General features: G+C 44.7%; 14 protein-coding genes. 4 read left to right on the top strand and 10 right to left on the bottom strand.

What is annotated here, in order from left to right; all coding sequences use genetic code 11:
• Positions 1–203 precede the first annotated feature (203 nt).
• Together AC3IT7_RS07030 and AC3IT7_RS07025 are read left to right on the top strand one after the other, a co-directional pair.
• Complete coding sequence (locus AC3IT7_RS07030) at positions 204–1,469, top strand: DcaP family trimeric outer membrane transporter (protein ID WP_489249894.1); 1,266 nt, start codon at positions 204–206, stop codon at positions 1,467–1,469.
• Between the two features lie 17 nt (positions 1,470–1,486).
• Positions 1,487–2,686, top strand: coding sequence for an MFS transporter (locus AC3IT7_RS07025; protein WP_489249893.1), 1,200 nt, complete (start codon positions 1,487–1,489; stop codon positions 2,684–2,686).
• Positions 2,687–2,710: 24 nt separating this feature from the next.
• On the opposite strand, the gene AC3IT7_RS07020 is transcribed toward AC3IT7_RS07025, so the two are convergent.
• The 6 genes from AC3IT7_RS07020 to AC3IT7_RS06995 form a co-directional block, all read right to left on the bottom strand.
• Positions 2,711–5,296: an EAL domain-containing protein gene (locus tag AC3IT7_RS07020; protein ID WP_489249892.1), complete on the bottom strand. Its 2,586-nt coding sequence runs from the start codon at positions 5,294–5,296 to the stop codon at positions 2,711–2,713.
• Positions 5,297–5,525: 229 nt separating this feature from the next.
• Entirely contained in the window at positions 5,526–6,179 is a 654-nt protein-coding gene (locus tag AC3IT7_RS07015; protein WP_489249891.1) for a 3-oxoacid CoA-transferase subunit B, read from the bottom strand.
• Complete coding sequence (locus AC3IT7_RS07010; protein WP_489249890.1) at positions 6,179–6,850, bottom strand: 3-oxoacid CoA-transferase subunit A; 672 nt, start codon at positions 6,848–6,850, stop codon at positions 6,179–6,181. The genes AC3IT7_RS07015 and AC3IT7_RS07010 overlap by 1 nt, the downstream gene beginning before the upstream one ends.
• A 41-nt stretch (positions 6,851–6,891) precedes the next feature.
• On the bottom strand, positions 6,892–8,172 hold the full coding sequence (locus tag AC3IT7_RS07005; protein ID WP_005170902.1) for an MFS transporter: 1,281 nt from the start codon (positions 8,170–8,172) through the stop codon (positions 6,892–6,894).
• A 251-nt stretch (positions 8,173–8,423) separates the two neighbouring features.
• Positions 8,424–9,623: an acyl-CoA dehydrogenase gene (locus AC3IT7_RS07000; RefSeq protein WP_489249889.1), complete on the bottom strand. Its 1,200-nt coding sequence runs from the start codon at positions 9,621–9,623 to the stop codon at positions 8,424–8,426.
• A gap of 32 nt (positions 9,624–9,655) precedes the next feature.
• A complete protein-coding gene (locus AC3IT7_RS06995) occupies positions 9,656–10,810 on the bottom strand; it encodes an acyl-CoA dehydrogenase family protein (RefSeq protein WP_489249888.1) in 1,155 nt (384 codons plus the stop codon).
• A gap of 480 nt (positions 10,811–11,290) precedes the next feature.
• Between AC3IT7_RS06995 and AC3IT7_RS06990 the strand changes: the two genes are divergently transcribed.
• Positions 11,291–12,127 (top strand): IclR family transcriptional regulator, encoded by an 837-nt coding sequence (locus tag AC3IT7_RS06990; RefSeq protein WP_005170895.1) that lies wholly within the window; start codon positions 11,291–11,293, stop codon positions 12,125–12,127.
• A gap of 221 nt (positions 12,128–12,348) precedes the next feature.
• Positions 12,349–14,061 carry an electron transfer flavoprotein-ubiquinone oxidoreductase gene (locus tag AC3IT7_RS06985; RefSeq protein ID WP_489249887.1) on the top strand — a complete coding sequence of 571 codons (1,713 nt, stop codon included), beginning with the start codon at positions 12,349–12,351 and terminating at the stop codon, positions 14,059–14,061.
• Between the two features lie 296 nt (positions 14,062–14,357).
• On the opposite strand, the gene AC3IT7_RS06980 is transcribed toward AC3IT7_RS06985, so the two are convergent.
• From AC3IT7_RS06980 to betB, 4 genes are all read right to left on the bottom strand, one after another.
• Positions 14,358–16,556 (bottom strand): OsmC domain/YcaO domain-containing protein, encoded by a 2,199-nt coding sequence (locus AC3IT7_RS06980; RefSeq protein WP_074382772.1) that lies wholly within the window; start codon positions 16,554–16,556, stop codon positions 14,358–14,360.
• Between the two features lie 365 nt (positions 16,557–16,921).
• Positions 16,922–17,692: a TorF family putative porin gene (locus AC3IT7_RS06975; RefSeq protein WP_489249886.1), complete on the bottom strand. Its 771-nt coding sequence runs from the start codon at positions 17,690–17,692 to the stop codon at positions 16,922–16,924.
• Positions 17,693–17,840: 148 nt separating this feature from the next.
• Complete coding sequence (gene betA / locus AC3IT7_RS06970; protein ID WP_489249885.1) at positions 17,841–19,508, bottom strand: choline dehydrogenase; 1,668 nt, start codon at positions 19,506–19,508, stop codon at positions 17,841–17,843.
• Positions 19,509–19,523: 15 nt separating this feature from the next.
• Positions 19,524–20,999, bottom strand: coding sequence for a betaine-aldehyde dehydrogenase (gene betB / locus AC3IT7_RS06965; protein ID WP_489249884.1), 1,476 nt, complete (start codon positions 20,997–20,999; stop codon positions 19,524–19,526).
• Positions 21,000–21,003 lie beyond the last annotated feature (4 nt).

Genomic DNA, 21,003 nt, shown 5'->3' with positions numbered 1-21,003 from the left:
CAAACCACCCTCCTTACACTTCATCTTTTTTGACCTTGCAAGCCAATATCTGTTGTTAGCTGAACAAAATATTGCTCATTTGACGAGCACGATATTCAGGCTTCGAAAGTGAAAATCATCTTTATTTGAATTTAAAAATTAAGGCAATCACAAGGAAAGCGCTTTCCTTGTTTACATCTGAAAATTTCTTTAGGGATTAAGAAATGAAAAAAATAGTATTAGTTACGCTTTGCAGTATCGCATCAGCACAGGCATTTTCAGCAGAGGTTTCTCCTGATCGTATCGAGTTTTTAGAAACGCAATTAAAGCAAATTCAGGCTGAGCTGGAACAACAAAAAGCAGCCCAGTTGTCCTTAAAAGCCCAACAGGAACAAACTAAAACTGCAGACGCCAAGACTTTAGGTTCAATGCTTGATAATGTCGATGTTTATGGCTTGATCCGTCTGGATGGCGCAGTAGATTTTAAGAGCACCACCGAAACGCGTGGCCGTACCATTAACCAGATCAATAAAGTGCCTTTTACTGAACCGGATTCGGTACGTTCAGATTTCACTTTAGCAGCCAGCCGGATTGGTTTTCTGGCCAAAGATATTGGCGGCAATCCAAATGTATCGGCACGTGTAGAAGCTGACTTCTGGACCAATAATGGTAAAGGTGATGGCGGCTTGCGCATTCGTCATGCCCATTTTAAATATTATAACTGGACTTTTGGTCAGGCCTGGTCACTGATGTCTACACCTGAAATCAGCACAGAAGCAGTAGACTACAGTTTACTGCTTGGCGGTTCGGTTCTGCGTACGCCTCAAGTCAGTTATGCTTTTAAGCTTGATCCGGAAAATACCTGGAATGTCGGTCTGGAATATATGGCAAGTGGCGACCGCTCATCTGCCTTACCGGCATTCACCAGCAAATATGTGCATCAGTCTGGTCCCTTACATTTATTGGCACAAGGCTTTGTCAATGAAAAGCAGGCTCAAACGGATACAGGTGATATTAATAAAATCGGCTGGGGCGTGGGCGTTGGTGGACGCTATCTTATTGATGATAAAAACTCGGTTCAGGGCAATTATTTTCATATCGTCGGGGATCAACGGATTGCGGCCTATTTAGTTCAGGGCTCGACCGTCGATGGCGCAGCCTGGGGTGGCGATTATTCAGTTGATACTGCGAATGATGAACTTTTACTGAATTCATTTAACAGTCTGAATATCGGCTTTACCCATAAGTTCACTCCAAAATGGCGGAGCAGCATTTCCGGCAGTCTGGTCGACTTTGATGATTCAAGTGAATATGCAAGAGCGAATCCGGAAAGTAATAAACGCTTAACCGACTATGTGGCCAATGTGATTTATTCCCCGGTTCCGAATATCAATCTGGGCGCGGAATATCATCATGGTAAACGCGAAACTTTCGATGCCAAAGAAGCTGATATTTCACGGGTAAATTTATCAGCGACCTATCGCTTCTAAAGTCTGAGGAGACAAGGATGTCAGCCCAAGGGCAACCCTCACGCCGTTTCATGTTTATGATGGCCATGACCTGCGCGCTCTGCGCAGGTTGTAATTACTTTAACCAGCCCTTAATTTATTCGATTGCCCAGGACTTAAATATAAGTGTGGCGCAGTCTGGCTGGACAGTGGTCCTGACTCAGATTGGCTATGCAGCCGGTCTGTTTTTGTTTGTGCCTCTGGGTGATTTATTTGAAAAGCGTTTATATATCTGTAGCCTGATGTGCTGTACCGGCCTGGCACTGATCGGGCTGTCTGCCAGCAGTAATTTGCAGATGCTGTATGGCTTTACCCTGCTTGCCTCATTTTGTTCTATCAGCACCCAGATTCTGATTCCTTTTGCCGCCAATTTATCGCAGCGTGAAAAAAGTGCCGAAGTAGTGGGTCTGCTGATGAGTGGTGTTCTGGTCGGTATCCTGTTTGCCCGAACTGTATCAGGACTGATTTCTACCTTATGGTCCTGGCATGCCGTGTACTTATTAAGTGGTTGCGCCATTTTACTTTTAAGTATTGCGATGTGGTATCAGTTACCCAAAGCGAAAAGCCAGTTACAGATGAGCATTTTACAGATCTATTATTCCTTATTTACCTTTGCCAAGACCGAACCGATGTTGATGCGGCGGAGTCTTATCGGCGGTCTGGGTTTTGGAATGCTAAGCATCATTTTTACCACCATGACTTTTATTCTGGCAGAAGCACCCTACCATTTTAATGACTTCCAGATTGGTCTGATGGGCGTCGTGGGGGTAATCGGGATCTGGTCTTCACAATGGACGGGGAAAATGATTGGCCGCCATCGGGAGAAATGGCTGGCACAGCTCGCTACAGCTGGACTGATTTTGGCCTGGATTCCTCTGGCTTTTGCACAGCGCAGTTTATGGTTATATATTCTGGGTCTGATGATTGCCTATTTTGGCATTTCATCTTTACATGTACTCAACCAGAATCTGGTCTATCGGCTTTCAGTCCAAGCCCGCTCGCGTATTAATGCCATCTACATGACCTGTTATTTTTCTGGTGCCGGGCTTGGTGCATTTCTGTCTTTAAGTTTATGGAAAATGTATGGTTGGCCGGCCTGTGTAGCACTCGGCTTTCTCTTTGCCGTACTGATGTTTGTAATTAATTATTATGACCTGAATCAAAAACACAATTTGGTGAATATCCAGCCTAGACCTTAATCACCATACGTTCACCTTGAATTTTTAATCTCTTTGCGGATGATTAGATTCCATGGATAGGTAAAGAGGCTTTAATTCAGTTAAAGGCGCAGGTTTAGCATAAAAAAAGCCTTGTAGTAAATCACAGCCTTGTTGATAAAGTAATTGGGCCTGATTCAAGGTTTCCACACCTTCAGCCACAACATCTAAATCAAGCTGATGGGCCAGATGAATGATGGATTGAACAATTGCAGCATTCTGATCATCCAGTGTCAGTTCCTCGATAAAACTGCGATCTAGCTTGATCTGGTTGATCGGCAGACGCCGTAAATAGCTCAGGCTTGAATAGCCGGTCCCAAAATCATCAATCGCGACTTGAACACCTAAAGCACGTACCGTTTTCAAAATTTCAATAGTGCGATCTGCGCCATTAATAATCACCCCTTCGGTAATCTCAATTTTGAGCAGTTCCGGAGGCAATTGACTGCTTGCAAGGACATGTTTAAGTATTTGCAGGAAACCTGCTCTACGGAATTGGAGCGGAGAAATATTGACCGACACGGTGATCTGACGATTGTGCTGCTTGTTCCATGCAGCAATATCTACGCAGGCTTTTTCCAGAACCCACTGGCCTACACCAATAATTTGCCCTGTTCGTTCTGCAAGCGGAATGAAAACCGCAGGAGAAATATAACCCTGCTGCGGGTGCTGCCAGCGAATCAGAGCCTCTACGCCAGTCACCTGACCATTTGCAGGATTAATAATTGGTTGATAGAAAAGATTAAACTGTTTCTGGTTGATCGCTTGCATCAGTTCCATACGCAGATTTGCATAGTCTATTTCTGGTGCAGGTTTCATATTGGTTTTTTCATACCATTGCCAGATATTCCGGCCTTGTCTTTTGGCTTCCTGCATCGCCAGAACAGACTGATAAATCAGCTCAGAAGAATGCTGAATCGAACTGTCATCTGCAACAATACCAATACTGGCACTTAAGTGGATCTTGTATTCATCCACGATAAAAAGCTGGGACAGCAGCTCCAGCATTTTTTCAGCAATAGCCTCGACCTCACTTTGCGCATACTCACCTGACATGAGTAAAATAAATTCGTCTTCGGCAAAGCGGCATAGCACATTGTTTTCCTGAGCGAAACCCTGCAAGCGCTCACCCACACTTTTCAGAATCTGGTCACCGACCAGATGTCCCAGACTATCATTAATATTTTTAAAGTCATCCAGATCTATATACAGCAGGATTAAAGGCTGGGCGCTATCGTGCCGCTGTGCAAAAACCTGCTCTAGAATCTGCTTGAAAGCATGCTGATTCGGCAAGCCGGTTAAATGGTCATGGGTGTGCTGATGTTTGATATATTCTTCATGAATACGCTGCTGGGTAATGTCTTCCTGAATCCCCAGAAAATGGGTGCAGTTTCCGTTTTGATCAAAAATCGGGCCAAGCGTTAAACGGTTCCAGAACCAGCTGCCATCCTTACAATAATTTTTGATGGTCACTTGAGCTTCTTTTTGTTGTTTTACTGCTTGCTGGAGTAACAAAATCTGATCTGCTGCCGTATCCGCTCCATATAGGAAAAAGCAACTTCGTCCCAGAACTTCCTGCTCGGTATAACCGGTGAGTTTCAGAAAAGCCGGGTTGACATATACCATCGACATTTTTTCCGAAACATCGGTGATGAAAATGCCATTCGGACTTGCCTCGACCCCACGCTTTAATAGTCGTAGAGCTTCCTTATTTTTACGGCGTAAAGTAATGTCTCGTGCAATACCAATCACACCGGTAACTTTCTGGTTCTGGATAATCGGCAAATTGGTTAAATCCAGCCAGATAATATCTCCGTGAACGTTATAAATCGGCAGTTCATAATGTTGTGCTTTACCTTGCAGCGTTTCTAAAAATGAAACATTGGCAAGTTCCTGGAATTCGGTAGGTATAAATGCACAATAATGCTGGTTTTGAATTTGCTCCTCGGAAAAACCTGTAATTTCCTGGCAGGCAATGTTGGTATTAAGCACATAGCCCTGTAAATCCAGTTCAAAAATGATATCTGGATGATAGGTATAGAAAGAACAGTACTTTTCATTAATTGCCTGTCCTTTCTGCCGTTCATGATCAAGCTCGATCGCGAGTGCAACCAAATTCGCAGCTTGCTGTAACAGCCGGATATGAGACTCTGTCGGTATTTTGGGCGTTCGATAGTAAGTTGCAAAAGTGCCGTATAAAACATCCGATGCACTAATGATCGGTGTTGACCAGCAGCTCGACAGTTTTTCTGCATTGATCAAAGCACGGTAAGACCTCCAGTTGGGATCTTTCATCAAGTTTGGACTAATGACGAGCTGACGCAAAAAGGCAGCCGTACCGCAAGTACCTTGATCTGGCCCGATTTTTAAATCCTGGATTGCGCTGCAATATTCTTTTGAGAAGTGCTGTTTACCACTGATAAAGCTTAAGGTTTGCGTGTCTTCTTTATAGAGCATGATGGTGACAAACGCATCTGGAATACGCGATTCAAGCCACTGACTGATGATGTCGAGAATAGGTTTAAGCTCGGTATGGCGGCCAATCAGGTTGAAAATATGAAAAATATCTTGTTCATCACAGTTACTATCCATGCAGAATATCACCTTCCTTAGCTTGCTAATATTCTAGACTTATTTTTAAAACAATCATTAGCAAAAATTTGTATTTATATCTTCAAATTGCGTAAAGATCGGCCTTATTCCAGATATTCAAAATCTGTATATAATAATCAGCATTTAAACATGCGTAAATCGCAGCCTAAGCTACGATTTACAAGTTACAGGCATACTGTAATTTATACAAGGTGGAGCTCTGCCCTGTCTACTGCTGCCGATGATCCAGCAATTTACATCCGGTCTGCTGTTGCAGCTCCTCAAAGCTTAGCCCCTCAACCATTTCAATGACCCGGGCCTGCTGGTCTTTGAGCTCAATCACACACAAATCGGTATAAATACGGTTTACACAATGCTTGCCGGTAATCGGATAAGTCAGCTCTTCAACAATTTTGGCTTCACCATTTTTGGTGACATGTTCCATACAGACATAAACACAACGCGCACCGACGGCCAGATCCATGGCGCCGCCTACGGCAGGTACAGCAGCGGCATTACCGGTATGCCAGTTGGCCAGATCACCATTAATCGCCACTTGAAAGGCCCCCATGACACAAATATCCAGATGACCACCGCGCATGATATCGAAGGAATCTGCAGAATTCATAAAACTGCCGCCTTCCAGCATGCTCACCAGTTCCTTGCCGGCATTAATCAGGTCATCATCCGCCTGTTCAGGATCATTCAAGGCCGCAAAACCCAAAACACCATTTTCAGAGTGCAGGATCACATTCTGCTCAGGTTTTAAATGACCTGCCACACGGGTCGGTAAACCAATACCCAGATTGACAAAAGAACCGCTTGGAATATCTTGCGCGACTTTTGCCACAATCTGTTCACGAGTACGTTTTTGAATAGTCATTATTTGATATCTCCGACCTGAACCACATGCTGTACAAAAATGCCCGGCGTTACGATAATCTCTGAATCAAGATCTCCCAGCTCCACAATCTGATGTACCTGAGCGATAGTGGTTGTTGCTGCTTTGGCCATGATCGGACCAAAATTACGCGCTGCCTTGCGGTAGGTCAAGTTGCCCCAGCGGTCTGCCTGATTGGCATAGATCAAGGCATAATCGGCATGAATCGGATATTCCAGCACATAATCCTTGCCATTAATGTGGCGCGTTTCTTTGCCTTCTGCAATTTTGGTGCCGAAGCCAGTCGGCGTGAAAACTGCTCCTAAGCCGGCACCTGCTGCCTGAATACGGCAGGCCAGATTGCCCTGCGGAACCAGTTCCAGTTCAATTTTTCCGGCCTTGTACAGGTCTTCAAATACAGTAGAGTTATTGGCGCGTGGAAAGGAACAGATCATTTTTTTGACCAGTCCAGACAACAGTAAATTGGTAAGTCCACGATCTCCAGATGCAGCATTATTATTGATAATGGTTAAATCTTTCGGGCCCAGATCGATCAGTGCTTCGATCAGTTCTACCGGTTGGCCTGCCAGACCGAAACCACTGGTCATAATGTGTGCACCATCAGGAATCTGTTTGAGAACTGTTTCGATATCCTGCGTGATTTTATTCATCATATTGCTTCCTAGCATCTTTTCTATATATTTTGATTGGTAGATTAATCGGCTTTTTGCGGATCAAATAAGCGGTCTTTAATAAAGAAAGCCGGAATCAAGCCACAAAGAAAATAGGCAATTCCCATGATCAATAAACCGGTTCCAATAGATCCACCCTGAGCAAAATAACCAATCGTCAGTGGGGCAAAAACAGCACCTAAACGGCCCACGTTATATGCACCGCCAACCGCAGTTCCACGTACTTTGGTCGAGAAACTTTCCGTCATGTAGGTCGCATTAATGCCATAGGGAATGCCATAAAGAAAACCGAAAAACAGCATCAGCCAGAGGATATTGTCCGGGGTATTGCCAAACACAATCACCGGAATAAAAATTGCGGTGCCCATGGTGCCAAATGCGAACACTGCACGACGGCCAATACGGTCGGCGATAAAACCGGCAATGACTTTGGTACACATCATGATCAGGAAAGTACCAATCATATACATGGTCATTTCTTTAAACTTGATGCCCAGATCCGACTCTAGATAGGCAGGCAACCAGTTACTGACGCCATAATATCCAAACTGTAAAAATGCGGTACTGAATGACCAGAGAATGAACATGCGACGGCTCAGTGCATCTTCAAAAACCATTTTAAAGGTGTTTTTAGGTTTTTCCTGAACAATTCCGCTGGCTTTGGCATCGAGGCGCGCTTGACGTGCATCTAACCAGGCTTTGGGTTCAGGCACTAAAAAGTACATTGCGACCGAAAGTACAATAGGAATAATTGCAATATAATACAGATATCGCCAGCCAAATTCGGGCAATAACCAGCCCGCCAAAACAGTGGCGACGACTGAGCCCAAGGTCCAGCCGGTCATCAGTGTGGCCAATACTGTTGAGCGATACTTGGTCGGCACATATTCCGCCATCAGGGTATTACAGGCAATATACAAGGCGCCTAGACCAATTGCAGAAGTAAAGCGCAGCCACTTAAACTGATCATAGCTTTCGGCAAATCCTAGCCAGAAAGTCAATGAAGAAAACAGTGCAATCGCGATCACGATGACTCGAACCCGCCCGAACCGGTCACAGGCCCAGCCACCAAAAAATCCACCAATGGCCATACCTGCCAATGTCCAGCTGCCCAGCGCCCCGGCCTGCATACTGCTTAATGAAAATTCCTGTTTCAGACTGGTCAGACTGTAGGCCAATAATGCAATATCTGCTCCATCGACCAGTAATGCCAAAAATGAGAACACAAAGGCCAGAATCCAGACTTTTTTCTTGGGTTGGTTATCATTTTCCAAATGAGGGTGTTGCGCACTGATCGTATTCATGGCGTCCTTAAAATATTTTTGAGCATTCCGGTGCTTTTGTAACTTTTATCTTTCACGTAATTATTTATATGAAAGATATAGTGAAACAGGGTGATAATCCTATCATCTGCCTATCGGGCATTTAATTTATGTACATGTTTCCACTTGATTTTTAATTGGGTAGCTTATTGAAAACCTGGTATTTACAAACAAACGGCAGCAAATAGTCGGCGCTCTAGCCAGCATGTGCTGGCTAGATGTGATAGCTAGACTTAGTTACAAAATGCAGCGATGCCGGTTTGTGCACGTCCTAAAATCAGGGCATGTACATCATGAGTACCTTCATAGGTATTCACGACTTCCAGATTAACCAGATGACGGGCTACACCAAATTCATCAGAAATCCCGTTACCGCCCATCATGTCACGTGCCAGACGTGCAATATCCAGGGCCTTACCGCAGTTATTACGCTTGATCAGCGAAGTTCCTTCAACTGATGCAATACCTTCATCTTTCATGCGACCAAAACGTAAGGCAACCTGTAAACCAAGGGCAATTTCAGTTTGCATATCGGCCAGTTTTTTCTGAATCAGCTGGTTTGCTGCCAATGGACGGCCAAACTGTTTACGGTCCATAGTGTATTGATGTGCGGTATGCCAGCAAAATTCTGCTGCGCCCATAGCACCCCAGGCAATCCCGTAACGGGCACTGTTCAGGCAGGTAAATGGACCTTTCAAGCCACGCACTTCTGGAAATGCATTTTCTTCCGGTACAAAGACGTTATCCATCACAATTTCACCGGTGATCGAGGCACGTAAACCGACTTTGCCATGGATCGCAGGTGCAGACAGCCCTTCCCAGCCTTTTTCCAGAATAAATCCGCGAATGTCACCGATATTACCTTCGGCAGAAACTTCTTTGGCCCAGACCACAAATACATCCGCGATCGGACTGTTGGTAATCCACATTTTTGCGCCGTTAAGACGGTAACCGCCATCCACTTTTTTGGCACGGGTAATCATGCTGCCCGGATCAGAACCATGATCCGGTTCAGTCAGGCCGAAGCAACCAATATATTCACCAGTCGCTAATTTTGGTAAGTATTTCTGCTTTTGCTCTTCAGAACCAAATTCGTTAATCGGCACCATTACCAAGGAGCTTTGTACGCTGGCCATTGAACGATAGCCCGAATCAACACGCTCAACTTCGCGTGCAATCAGACCATAGCTGACATAATTTAAACCGGCACCACCGTACTGTTCTGGAATGGTGGGGCCCAGTAAACCAAGCTCACCCATCTCACGAAAAATGGCCGGATCGGTTTTTTCATGGCGGAACTGTTCTAATACGCGTGGCATCAGCTTGTCCTGACAATATGCTGCTGCCGCATCACGGATCATACGTTCCTCTGAACTGAGCTGCTGTTCAATCAGGAACGGGTCTTGCCAATCAAATCTAGTTTTAGTCGTCATTTTTATATTTCCCTATTTTAAAAATTATATGTTTAGGCTGTGGCCTGTTTAATCATTTCACGTGCAATAATAATTTGCTGGATTTGTGTCGTTCCTTCATATAAACGGAACAAACGCACATCACGGTAAAAACGTTCAATTGAATATTCACTGATATAGCCTGCTCCACCATGAATCTGTAAACAGCGGTCAGCGACACGACCACACATTTCAGTGGCAAACATTTTGGCGCAAGAGGCTTCCGTCGTCACATTCTGACCGGCATCACGCAGTCGGGCTGCATCCAGTACCATACATTTGGCTGCATAAATTTCAGCTTTAGAGTCAGCCAACATGCCCTGAATCAGCTGAAAATTTGCAATAGCCTGACCAAACTGCTTGCGTTCTACCGCATAGTTTAAGGCATCTTCCAGCATACGCTCTGCCATACCCACGCTATAGCCGGCAATATGTAAACGGCCTTTGTCCAGAACGCGCATGGCCGTCTTGAAACCAACGCCTTCAACACCACCAATCAGCTGGTCTTTATGTACCCGGCAATTATCGAAAATAACATCGCAGGTATAAGAACCATGTTGTCCCATTTTTTTATCAATTTTGCCTAGGCTCAAGCCCGGTGTGCCCGCTTCTACCAAAAAAGCTGAAATGCCACTGGCGCCTTTGATTTCTGGATTGGTGCGTGCCATGACTGTAAATGTCGTTGCACGTGGCGCATTGGTAATAAAACGTTTGGTGCCATTTAAAATATAATAATCACCATCTTTTACCGCATTGGTTTTTAAAGATGCAGCATCTGAACCGGAATCAGGCTCAGTCAAACAGAAAGAACCAATGATTTCACCGGTTGCATAACGCGGTAAATATTTCTGTTTTTGCTCTTCTGTACCATCAATCACGATACCACTTGAACCAATACCGTTGTTGGTCCCGATTAGAGAACGGAATGCAGCCGATGTCCGGCCCAATTCCATCGCAACCAGAATTTCCTCTTCCATGGTAATGCCTAAACCGCCGTATTCTTCTGGAATCGTCAGACCAAACAAACCCAGTTCTTTCATCTGTTCCACAATATGTTCAGGAATGGCATTGTTCTCTTCTACTTCATGTTCGAGAGGAACCAGTTCATTTTTTACAAAATCTCGAATCGTAGACAGAAGTTGATCGAGCATTTCCGGATCGCGAATCATATGAATCTCCATGTATATGGTCTGGGTAAATTCCTTTACCGTTTTATTTTTAGTTTCGTATTACGAAATAAATAACCATAAAAATAAAAATTCAGCAAGCAAATTCGTCAAAAAATTTATTTTTTATAAAAAAACGAAATTTATCTGGCTTTAAAATGGATTTAATATAGAATAATATTTCACAATACGAAATTATTGCTTTTTAAATTTCGCTTTACTAACGCTGCTTTCTATAAGGAGCTGACTAGAGATGAAAGCTTAAAAAGTGGTAAAGTTTATTGTTTATTTAAAGGCTTTATTTTAAAAATAGCTTCACTATTTTTTGCAGTTATTTACTCTGTATAGCAGCATTTAGACATGAGATAGAATAATATTTAGTCGTTATTCATATAATTCATCTACAATTTAAATGTTTTATTTTGTATCGTGAAACTAAGTTGCTATTATATTCATTAATTTACTTCTCTATTTCTGTAGACCATGACTAAAAATAAAACAGGTGAAATACCTAATTTTGATGAAATTCGCTTAGATCCGATCTCGCATATTCATCGCGAAAACAATCCTCAATTTATTGCGTCTATTGCGCGTGGCCTTGAGATTCTAAGATGCTTTTCTGCGACCAATCAGTTATTGGGCAATCAAGAAATTGCACAAATGACCAATTTACCAAAGCCAACCGTGGCGCGTATTACCAGTACGCTGGTATCTTTAGGCTATCTAAAACAACTTCCGAATACGACTAAATATTTACTCGATGTCGGTGTACTGGCTCTGGGCTATTCTGCCTTAAGCAATATTTCTGCGCGAACTCAGGCCTATCCATTTATGGAAGAAATGTCACGTTATGCACAGGCGCCAGTGGCAATGGCAACACGTGACCGTCTCAATATGATTTATCTGGAAGTCGTACATACAGATACGACTTTAACCATGCGCCGTTCAGTGGGTTCAACTTTACCAATTCATTCGAGTGCCATGGGGCGTGCATGTCTGGCGGCTATGGACGTGAAAGAACGTGAATATTTATTTGATGCCATTAAAAAAAGAAATGAAGATCAATGGACAACAATTAAACGAAATCTAGAACGCGCCATTCGCGATTATCAGGATTATGGTTATTGTTTATCTCTAGGAGACTGGGCCAAAGATGTGAACTCTGTGGCCGTTCCTTTGATTCATCCCAAACATGGTATTTTAACCTTTAACTGTGGTGCACCAAGTTACTTGCTAAATCAAGAAAAACTGGAAAATGAAATTGGCCCGCGTCTGATTCACATGGTGAATAGTATTGCCATGAACCTGAATAATATGTAAGTAAAAACCCCTCATTCGGGCGACTTAGGTCGCTCTTTTTATTTGTTGCAGCCAATAATAATTAAACAGTTTTCTAATGTTGAACCAGATCTTTTCAATTCGATTCATTCTAGAGCAATCCAAGACTCTCAAAATCTATCCCTGTAAAAAACAAAAATTAGACTTCATAAGCCATCTGGATAATGTTATAAATATCGTATAGCGAAACTGGATTTTATATTATGGAAGATATAACAAGAGAATCGATGGAGTTTGACGTCGTCATCGTCGGCGCAGGCCCTGCAGGTCTATCTGCTGCGATCAAGATCCGTCAACTTGCAATTGAAAACAACTTAAATGATTTGTCCGTTTGTGTCGTAGAAAAAGGCTCCGAAGTCGGTGCACATATCCTGTCAGGTGCGGTACTTGAACCACGTGCCATCAATGAATTATTCCCGGACTGGAAAGAGCAAGGCGCACCGCTCAATGTGCCGGTAACCGAAGATAAAACCTTCTTCCTGCTTTCAGATGAAAAATCACAAGAAGCCCCACACTGGATGGTGCCAAAAACCATGCATAACGATGGCAACTATGTCATCTCGCTGGGCAATGTGGTGCGCTGGTTAGGCCAGAAAGCGGAAGAACTGGAAGTCTCGATCTTCCCGGGCTTTGCTGCATCGGACATTTTGTATCATGCTGACGGTACCGTGAAAGGCATCCAGACCGGTGACATGGGCATTGGTAAAGATGGCGAACCAACGCATAACTTTACCCCGGGTTATGAACTGCATGCCAAATACACCCTGTTTGCTGAAGGCTGCCGTGGACACTTAGGTAAACGTCTGATTGAACAGTTCAACCTGGCCAAAGATGCAGATCCACAGCATTACGGCATCGGGATCAAAGAGCTATGGGAAATTGATCCGGCCAAGCACAAACCGGGTCTGGTGATGCATGGTGCTGGCTGGCCACTCAATGAAACTGGCTCGAGTGGCGGCTGGTGGTTATACCATGCTGAAAATAATCAGGTGACTTTGGGCATGATCGTAGATCTGTCCTATACCAACCCGCATATGTATCCATTTATGGAAATGCAGCGCTGGAAAACCCATCCACTCATCAAGCAGTATCTGGAAGGCGGCAAGCGTATTTCTTATGGCGCGCGTGCCGTAACCAAGGGCGGTTTTAACTCGCTACCGAAATTCACTTTCCCGGGTGGCTCTCTGATTGGTGATGATGCTGGTTTCCTGAACTTTGCCAAAATCAAAGGTTCACATACGGCAATGAAGTCCGGCATGCTCTGCGGCGAAGCGGTATTTGAAGCGATTGCGGCTGGTGTGGAAAAAGGCGGTGATCTGGCGGTTGCGCGTGTAGTTGAAGGCGAAGATTTCTTTGTCAAAGAACTGACCGCCTATAAAGACAAGTTTGATGCAAGCTGGCTGAAAGAAGAGTTATATAACTCACGCAACTTTGGCCCGGCAATGCATAAATTCGGCCAATGGATCGGTGGTGCATTTAACTTCATTGATCAGAACGTATTTAAAGTACCGTTTACCCTGCATGATCTGGTCCAAGACCATGCGGCACTGAAAACCCAGGCAGCAGAAAGCTTTAAGCCGAACTATCCTAAACCGGATGGCAAGCTAACCTTTGACCGTCTGTCTTCAGTATTTGTATCCAATACCGTACATGAAGAAAACCAGCCAGCGCATTTAAAGCTGACTGATGCTTCGATTCCGGTGAATGTGAACCTGCCAAACTGGGATGAACCGGCACAGCGTTACTGCCCGGCGGGTGTGTATGAAATCATGGAAAATAATGACGGTTCCAAGCGTTTCCAGATCAATGCAGCCAACTGTGTGCACTGCAAGACCTGTGATATTAAAGATCCGTCTCAGAACATCACCTGGGTAACACCGGAAGGTGGCGGTGGTCCTAATTATCCTAACATGTAAGGTAATTCTTGTGAATTAAAAAAATATATCTATTTCTCTGATTCACTTACCCAATCTTGAAGCAGTTCGTACTAAGTCTTCACTTTAATTTTTTAGGTAATCCCAGTTCTCTCGAGAGCTGGGATTAATAAATTTTAAAGTAAATCAAAATAAGCCTCTATCAAACTATCTATTGAAATGAGATAGGAAAATAATCTGGTTTATTTCGTGCTGAAAAAATGGCTGACCCGAAGCCGGATCAGCCATTTTAAAATCAGACCTGAACGACTAAAATTTGAGTCATTCAGGGAATTGATTTATTTTGCGACAAACTTGGCACGTGCAGCATGCAGTTTTTTATAGCTATCAATCAGGCGTAAATGACGATCCAGACCTTCAAGCTTCATGCTGGTTTCAGTCAGGCCATGGAAACGAAGCGTGCCTTCAACTGAAGCCATAACCGCATCCATACGTTCATCTCCAAACATACGGCGGAAGTTATGTGCATAATCTTCCAGCTCCATATCATCATCGAGCAGTACTTCAAGCACGACATTCATGCACTGGTAGAACAGGCCACGTTCAACGGTGTTGGTATTGAACTGCAAGAACTGCTCAACCAGATCCTTGGCTTCTTCAAATTGCTGTAAAGCGATATAAATCAGGAGTTTCAGCTCAAGAATAGTGAGCTGTCCCCATTCAGTATTTTCATCGAATTCAACGCCAATCAGGGTTTTAATCTCGGTATAATCATCCAGTTCGCATTCTTCCAGACGCTCTACCAGTGCTTCAAGCTGTTCTTCATCCAGACGATGCAGGTTCAAGATATCTTCGCGGAATGCCAGAGCCTTGTTGGTATTGTCCCAGATCAGATCTTCGACCAGATAGATTTCAGAATAGCCTGGCACCAGAATCCGACAAGCTGTTGCGCCGAGATGCTGATAAACCGCCATATAGACTTCATGACCGAGCTCTTCCAGAATGCCGAATAAAGCTGCAGCTTCATCTGCATTGGAGTTTTGGCCATTATTGGTGAAATCCCATTCCACAAATTCATGATCTGCTTTGGCACTAAAGAAACGCCAAGACACCACGCCACTCGAATCGATAAAGTGTTCGACATAGTTGTTTGGTTCAGTCACGGCATTTGAACTAAAGGTTGGTTTTGGCAGGTCATTCAGACCTTCGAAACTACGACCTTGCAACAATTCAGTCAGACTGCGCTCAAGTGCCACTTCAAAGTTTGGATGCGCACCAAAAGAGGCAAACACACCGCCAGTACGTGGATTCATCAAGGTCACACACATTACCGGGAATTGACCGCCTAATGAAGCATCCTTGACCAGCACCGGGAAGCCCTGTTCCTCTAAACCTTTAATGCCTTCCACGATTTTTGGATATTTCGCCAGCACCTGTTCAGGCACATCCGGTAAAGCCAGTTCACCTTCAATAATTTCACGCTTGACTGCACGTTCAAAGATTTCTGACAGGCATTGCACCTGAGCTTCAGGCAAGGTATTCCCTGCACTCATGCCGTTACTCAGGTAAAGGTTTTCAATCAGATTTGATGGGAAATAAACAGTTTCACCATCGGAGTGCCGTACAAATGGCAGTGAGCAGATACCGCGTTCGGTATTGCCCGAGTTGGTGTCATAAAGATGAGTACCTAAAAGCTCATCTTCAGGATCATAAATTTCAAGCGTGTATTCGTCTAAGACTTCCTGTGGAAGTTCGCCATTTGGACCCGGCTTAAACCATTTTTCATCTGGATAATGTACAAATTCTGCATTGGCAATGTCTTCACCCCAGAACTGGTCGTTATAAAAGAAGTTACAGTTCAGACGCTCGATGAACTCGCCCAGTGCCGAAGCCAGCGCACTTTCCTTGGTTGAGCCTTTACCATTGGTAAAGCACATTGGCGACTGTGCATCACGAATATGCAATGACCATACATTTGGTACGATGTTGCGCCATGATGCGATTTCAATCTTCATGCCCAGACCGGCCAGAATGGCAGACATATTGGCAATGGTTTCTTCCAAAGGCAGATCTTTGCCCGGAATGAAGGTGCTGTTTGCCGAGGCCAGACTTGGCATTAACAAGGCTTGCGCATCGGCATCAATGCTTTCGACTTCTTCAATTACAAATTCAGGGCCAGTCTGAATGACTTTTTTGACGGTACAGCGATCAATCGAACGCAAAATGCCTTGACGGTCTTTTTCTGAAATATCAGCCGGCAGCTCAACCTGAATTTTAAAAATCTGTTTATAACGGTTTTCAGGATCGACAATATTGTTTTGTGACAGGCGAATATTTTCGGTCGGAATATCACGTGCTGCACAATATACTTTGACAAAGTAAGCTGCACAAAGCGCCGATGAGGCCAGAAAATAATCGAATGGGCCGGGAGCGGAACCATCGCCTTTGTAGCGAATCGGTTGATCGGCAATTACCGTGAAGTCATCAAATTTGGCTTCTTGGCGGAGATTGTCGAGATAATTGACCTTGATTTCCATGTGGACACCTAAATGTTCTTATGTGCCGCATGGACAGATAAGATGCTGAATCTGAATGTACAAGCCGAATCACGCAGGAGAACTTGACTTAAAAATGAATCAGGGTAATGACGTAACCATGCTGCTACGGCGAACCCTTTAAGGATGGGCGCTATTATAGAGTCATTTGATAAAATTGATAACGTTTGTGAGTTTTTCCGGCATATTTCTCGTAAATGACGCAAACAAAAACAGGATATATTCAGGTTTTATAACTTGTTTTGCTGCATTGCTTCTTCTATTGCTTTGGTAAGCTTTAGCTGAGATTTTTGATCCGGTCAAATTTCGGATAAAACATCTCAGCCAAGGCCATACAACTGAACTAATTAAAAATCATAACTCAAACCGAATAAAGCCAGATTGCGTTGCTTTTCACCATAGCGATCGTAGCCTCCCAGCAGATATTCGCCTGACACACTTAATTGAGGCAAGATGGTATAACTGAGGCCGGCAGATGCATAACGGAAAGCATGCTGTTTTTGGGTATCGCCCAGTTCACCACCTTCATATTTACCTTCGTCATTAAAATAGCCACCTGCAGCAGTCAGACTGGCATTTACACGATCATTCAATTGATGGTTCAGATTCAGCGTATAAAAGGTATCGCCCTGATTGGCATAGACCACATCATAAAGATAAGTCGATACACTCGCTGCAATACTGGTTTTTTCATCCAGCGTGCGGCTGACATTTAAACCCAGTTCGTTACTGGTGGTGTTTTCGCCCCCCGGATAATAGTAGGTGGCATTCCAGAAATTCCAGTCATAATGCTCCGAGCTGTGCGTATAGCCGACCAGAAAATCATGCTCGAATTTATCGCTGCCATGTCCTTTTCGTCCTTGCACCTCAGCATAAGAATACCCCAATGTAGACCCCCAATAGCCCACATAAAAGTTACCATAGGCCAAATTCAACCCGGCTTGTAGTGCAATATCATCATTTTCCGGAACATTGCTTAGACCGCGGGATACATATTTAGACACCACGCTCAGGTTGCCACTGACTTGTATCTGATTGTTTTCAACATCATTGGCAAAACTACAAATACTGGAAAATGTGGCACAGCCGAAGAGCAAGGTTTGGTTTAAAATTCTCATGAAATATAAAATTCTTTTTTAGTAAAACAAAAGGGCTAAACACTGTATTTAGCCCTACTTAAAGATTGATTAATATCAAAATATGCATCTTATTTTAACGCATAATCGATACGAGTTTCGGGCTATTTCTGTCGAAAAAATAGAGGTTTTAAGCTTGGTTTGAGACTGAAGCTGCCTGATAGAAAGGCGCAGTTGATGCAACTAAAGCCGGCTTTCCCCGAATATGATCGGCCAGTTTCTCGGCCATCATGATGGTGGTGGCGTTTAAATTTCCGGTAATAATTAAGGGCATGATTGAAGCATCAATGACTCTGAGCCCCTGCATTTCATGGACCCGGCCATAACCGTCCACCACCGCCATATCATCCTCGCCCATTTTACAACTGCAAGATGGGTGATATGCGGTTTCAGCATGATTACGCACAAACTCGTCAATCTGGGCATCCGTCTGCACAGCTTTACCCGGACTGATTTCTTCACCCCGATAAGGATCAAGTGCTGGCTGGTGCATGATTTCCCGGGTGATCCGGATGGCATCACGGAATTCACGCCAATCCTGCTCGGTGCTCATGTAATTAAACAAAATACTCGGATGCTCAAATGGATCTTTGGATTTGAGCTGGATGCGTCCGCGGGATGGTGAACGCATCGAACCGACATGCGCCTGAAAGCCATGCTCATGAATGGCATTGCTGCCATTATAGTTGATTGCAATCGGCAGGAAATGATACTGGATATTCGGCCATTCGAACTCGTCGGAAGAACGGATAAAGCCACCGGCTTCAAACTGGTTACTGGCACCAATACCTGTGCCCAAAAATAACCACTCAGCACCAATCATTGGCTGGTTATACCATTTTAAGGCAGGATACAGACTGACCGGTTTTTTACACTGGTATTGCAGATACATTTCCAGATGATCCTGCAAGTTTTCGCCCACACCCGGCAAGTCCTGAACCAGCGGAATATCCAGACTGTTTAATAATGCAGCAGGACCGACACCGGAGCGCTGCAAAATTTGCGGTGAGGCAATTGCCCCGCCACACAGCAGCACCTCTTTATCGGCAAAGACCTGAATCGGCTGCAAGGTATTTTGCCCTTCAAAATATTCAACCCCAATTGCCTGCTTCTGGCTGAACAGGATTCTGTTGGTCATGGCATGGGTAATAATAGTGAGATTATCGCGCCCTTTGGCCATATCCAGATAACCGCGCGCGGTACTGGAACGGCGCCCTTGCGGAGTCACGGTACGATCCATCGGACCAAAGCCTTCCTGCTGATAGCCATTTAAATCGTCTGTTCGTGGATAACCGGCCTGTACCCCAGCTTCGATCATGGCATGAAACAGCTCATTATTATCATTTTTTGGTGTTGCGACTGAAACTGGCCCGGCATCGCCATGATAGTCATTGCCGCCAATATCGCGTGTTTCCGCCTTTTTATAATAGGGCAGACATTCTGCATAGCTCCAGTGTTCCAGACCTTTCAAACTGGCCCACTGTTCCAGATCCATGGCATTGCCGCGGATATAACACATGCCATTAATCAGCGATGAGCCACCGAGGCCTTTACCACGTCCGCATTCCATGCGGCGATTATTCATATGTGGTTCAGGATCGGTCAAATAGGCCCAGTTATAACGGCGTCCCTGTAAAGGATAAGCCAAGGCTGCCGGCATCTGGGTTCTAAAATCCAGACGATAATCCGGCCCGCCTGCCTCTAATAGCAAGACTTTGGTATCCGGATCCTCAGTCAATCGAGCAGCCAGCACATTTCCAGCCGAGCCTGCCCCGATAATAATATAATCATAATTCATCAAGCGGAGACCTCCTTATGCGTTAAACACGGACTGGAATGGGCTCAATTCCACCTGCACCGATTTGGTCTGGGTATATTGCTGTAAGGTCACAATTCCGTTTTCACGTCCTACGCCCGAGTGCTTATAACCACCGACCGGCATTTCCGCTGGAGATTCGCCCCAGGTATTAATCCAGCAAATTCCGGCTTCAATCTGGTGAATGATACGATGCGCGCGGGCAAGATCAGGCGTGACCACACCTGCAGCCAGCCCATATTCGGTTGCATTGGCACGGCGAATGACTTCTTCTTCAGTGTCATAGCTTAAAATACTCATGACTGGCCCAAAAATTTCATGCTGAACCATAGTCATGTCATCCCGGCAGTCACTAAATACTGTCGGCAAAACATAGGCACCTTGGGCTAAATCGGCTTGTGTGGCACGACCACCGCCACACAGTAAACGTGCCCCTTCGATTTTGCCTTGCTCAATGAATTTCAGTACTTTTTCCATATGCGCAAAGCTGGAAACCGGCCCAAAATTGGTTTCCGGATCAAGCGGATCACCTATACGGATATGAGGAATGCGCTGCAAGATTTTTTCTTCAAAAGCTGCTTTTAAGGTATAGGGAATGAATACCCGGGTGCCGTTGGTACAGACCTGACCTGAGCTGTAAAAATTGGCCATCATGGCAATATCCGCAGCAAGATCAAGGTCGGCATCTTCACAGATAATCAGGGGAGATTTTCCACCGAGTTCCATGGTGACTTCTTTCAGACTGGAATCTGCGGCTTGCGCCATGACTTTTTTACCCGTGGCAACACCACCGGTAAACGAGACTTTGGCAATATCCCGATGTGCAGTTAAATAAGCGCCAATGTCGCCACTGCCAGTCACGACATTAAATACCCCGTGCGGCACACCGGCTTCGGTATAGATTTCAGCCAGTTTCAGTGCGGTCAAAGGCGTGGTTTCACTGGCCTTAAAAATCATGGCATTGCCTGCCGCCAGTGCTGGTGCAGATTTCCACAAGGCAATCTGGATTGGATAATTCCAGGCCCCGATGCCGGCCACAACACCCAAAGGCTCACGACGGGTATAAATAAATGAAGTCTCTCGAAGCGGAATTTGTTGTCCTTCGAGAGCTGGCAAGATGCCGGCATAATATTCGAGGACATCTGCACCAGTCGCAATATCTACCGTAGAGGTTTCACTCCAGGCTTTACCGCTGTCGAGACTTTCAATACGCGCCAGTTCATCATTACGTTCGCGTAAAATAGCAACTGCTTTATTTAAAATCCGGGAGCGCTCGATCGCCGTCATTGCAGCCCAGACCTTCTGCCCTTTTTGTGCAGATTCGACGGCACGATCGATGTCTTCTTTGCTGCAGATCTGGATTTCCGCCAGGATCTCACCAGTTGCAGGGTTGATGCTTTCAAAGCTGCGATGCGATGTTGCATCGACATATTGGCCGTGAATATAAGGACGCTGTAAATGATAGGTAGTCACTGTA

The sequence above is a fragment of the Acinetobacter sp. KH_038 genome (genome assembly GCF_057839405.1).
Note: the sequence above shows the minus strand (reverse complement) of the source record. Positions and strands in the feature narration are given on the sequence as shown.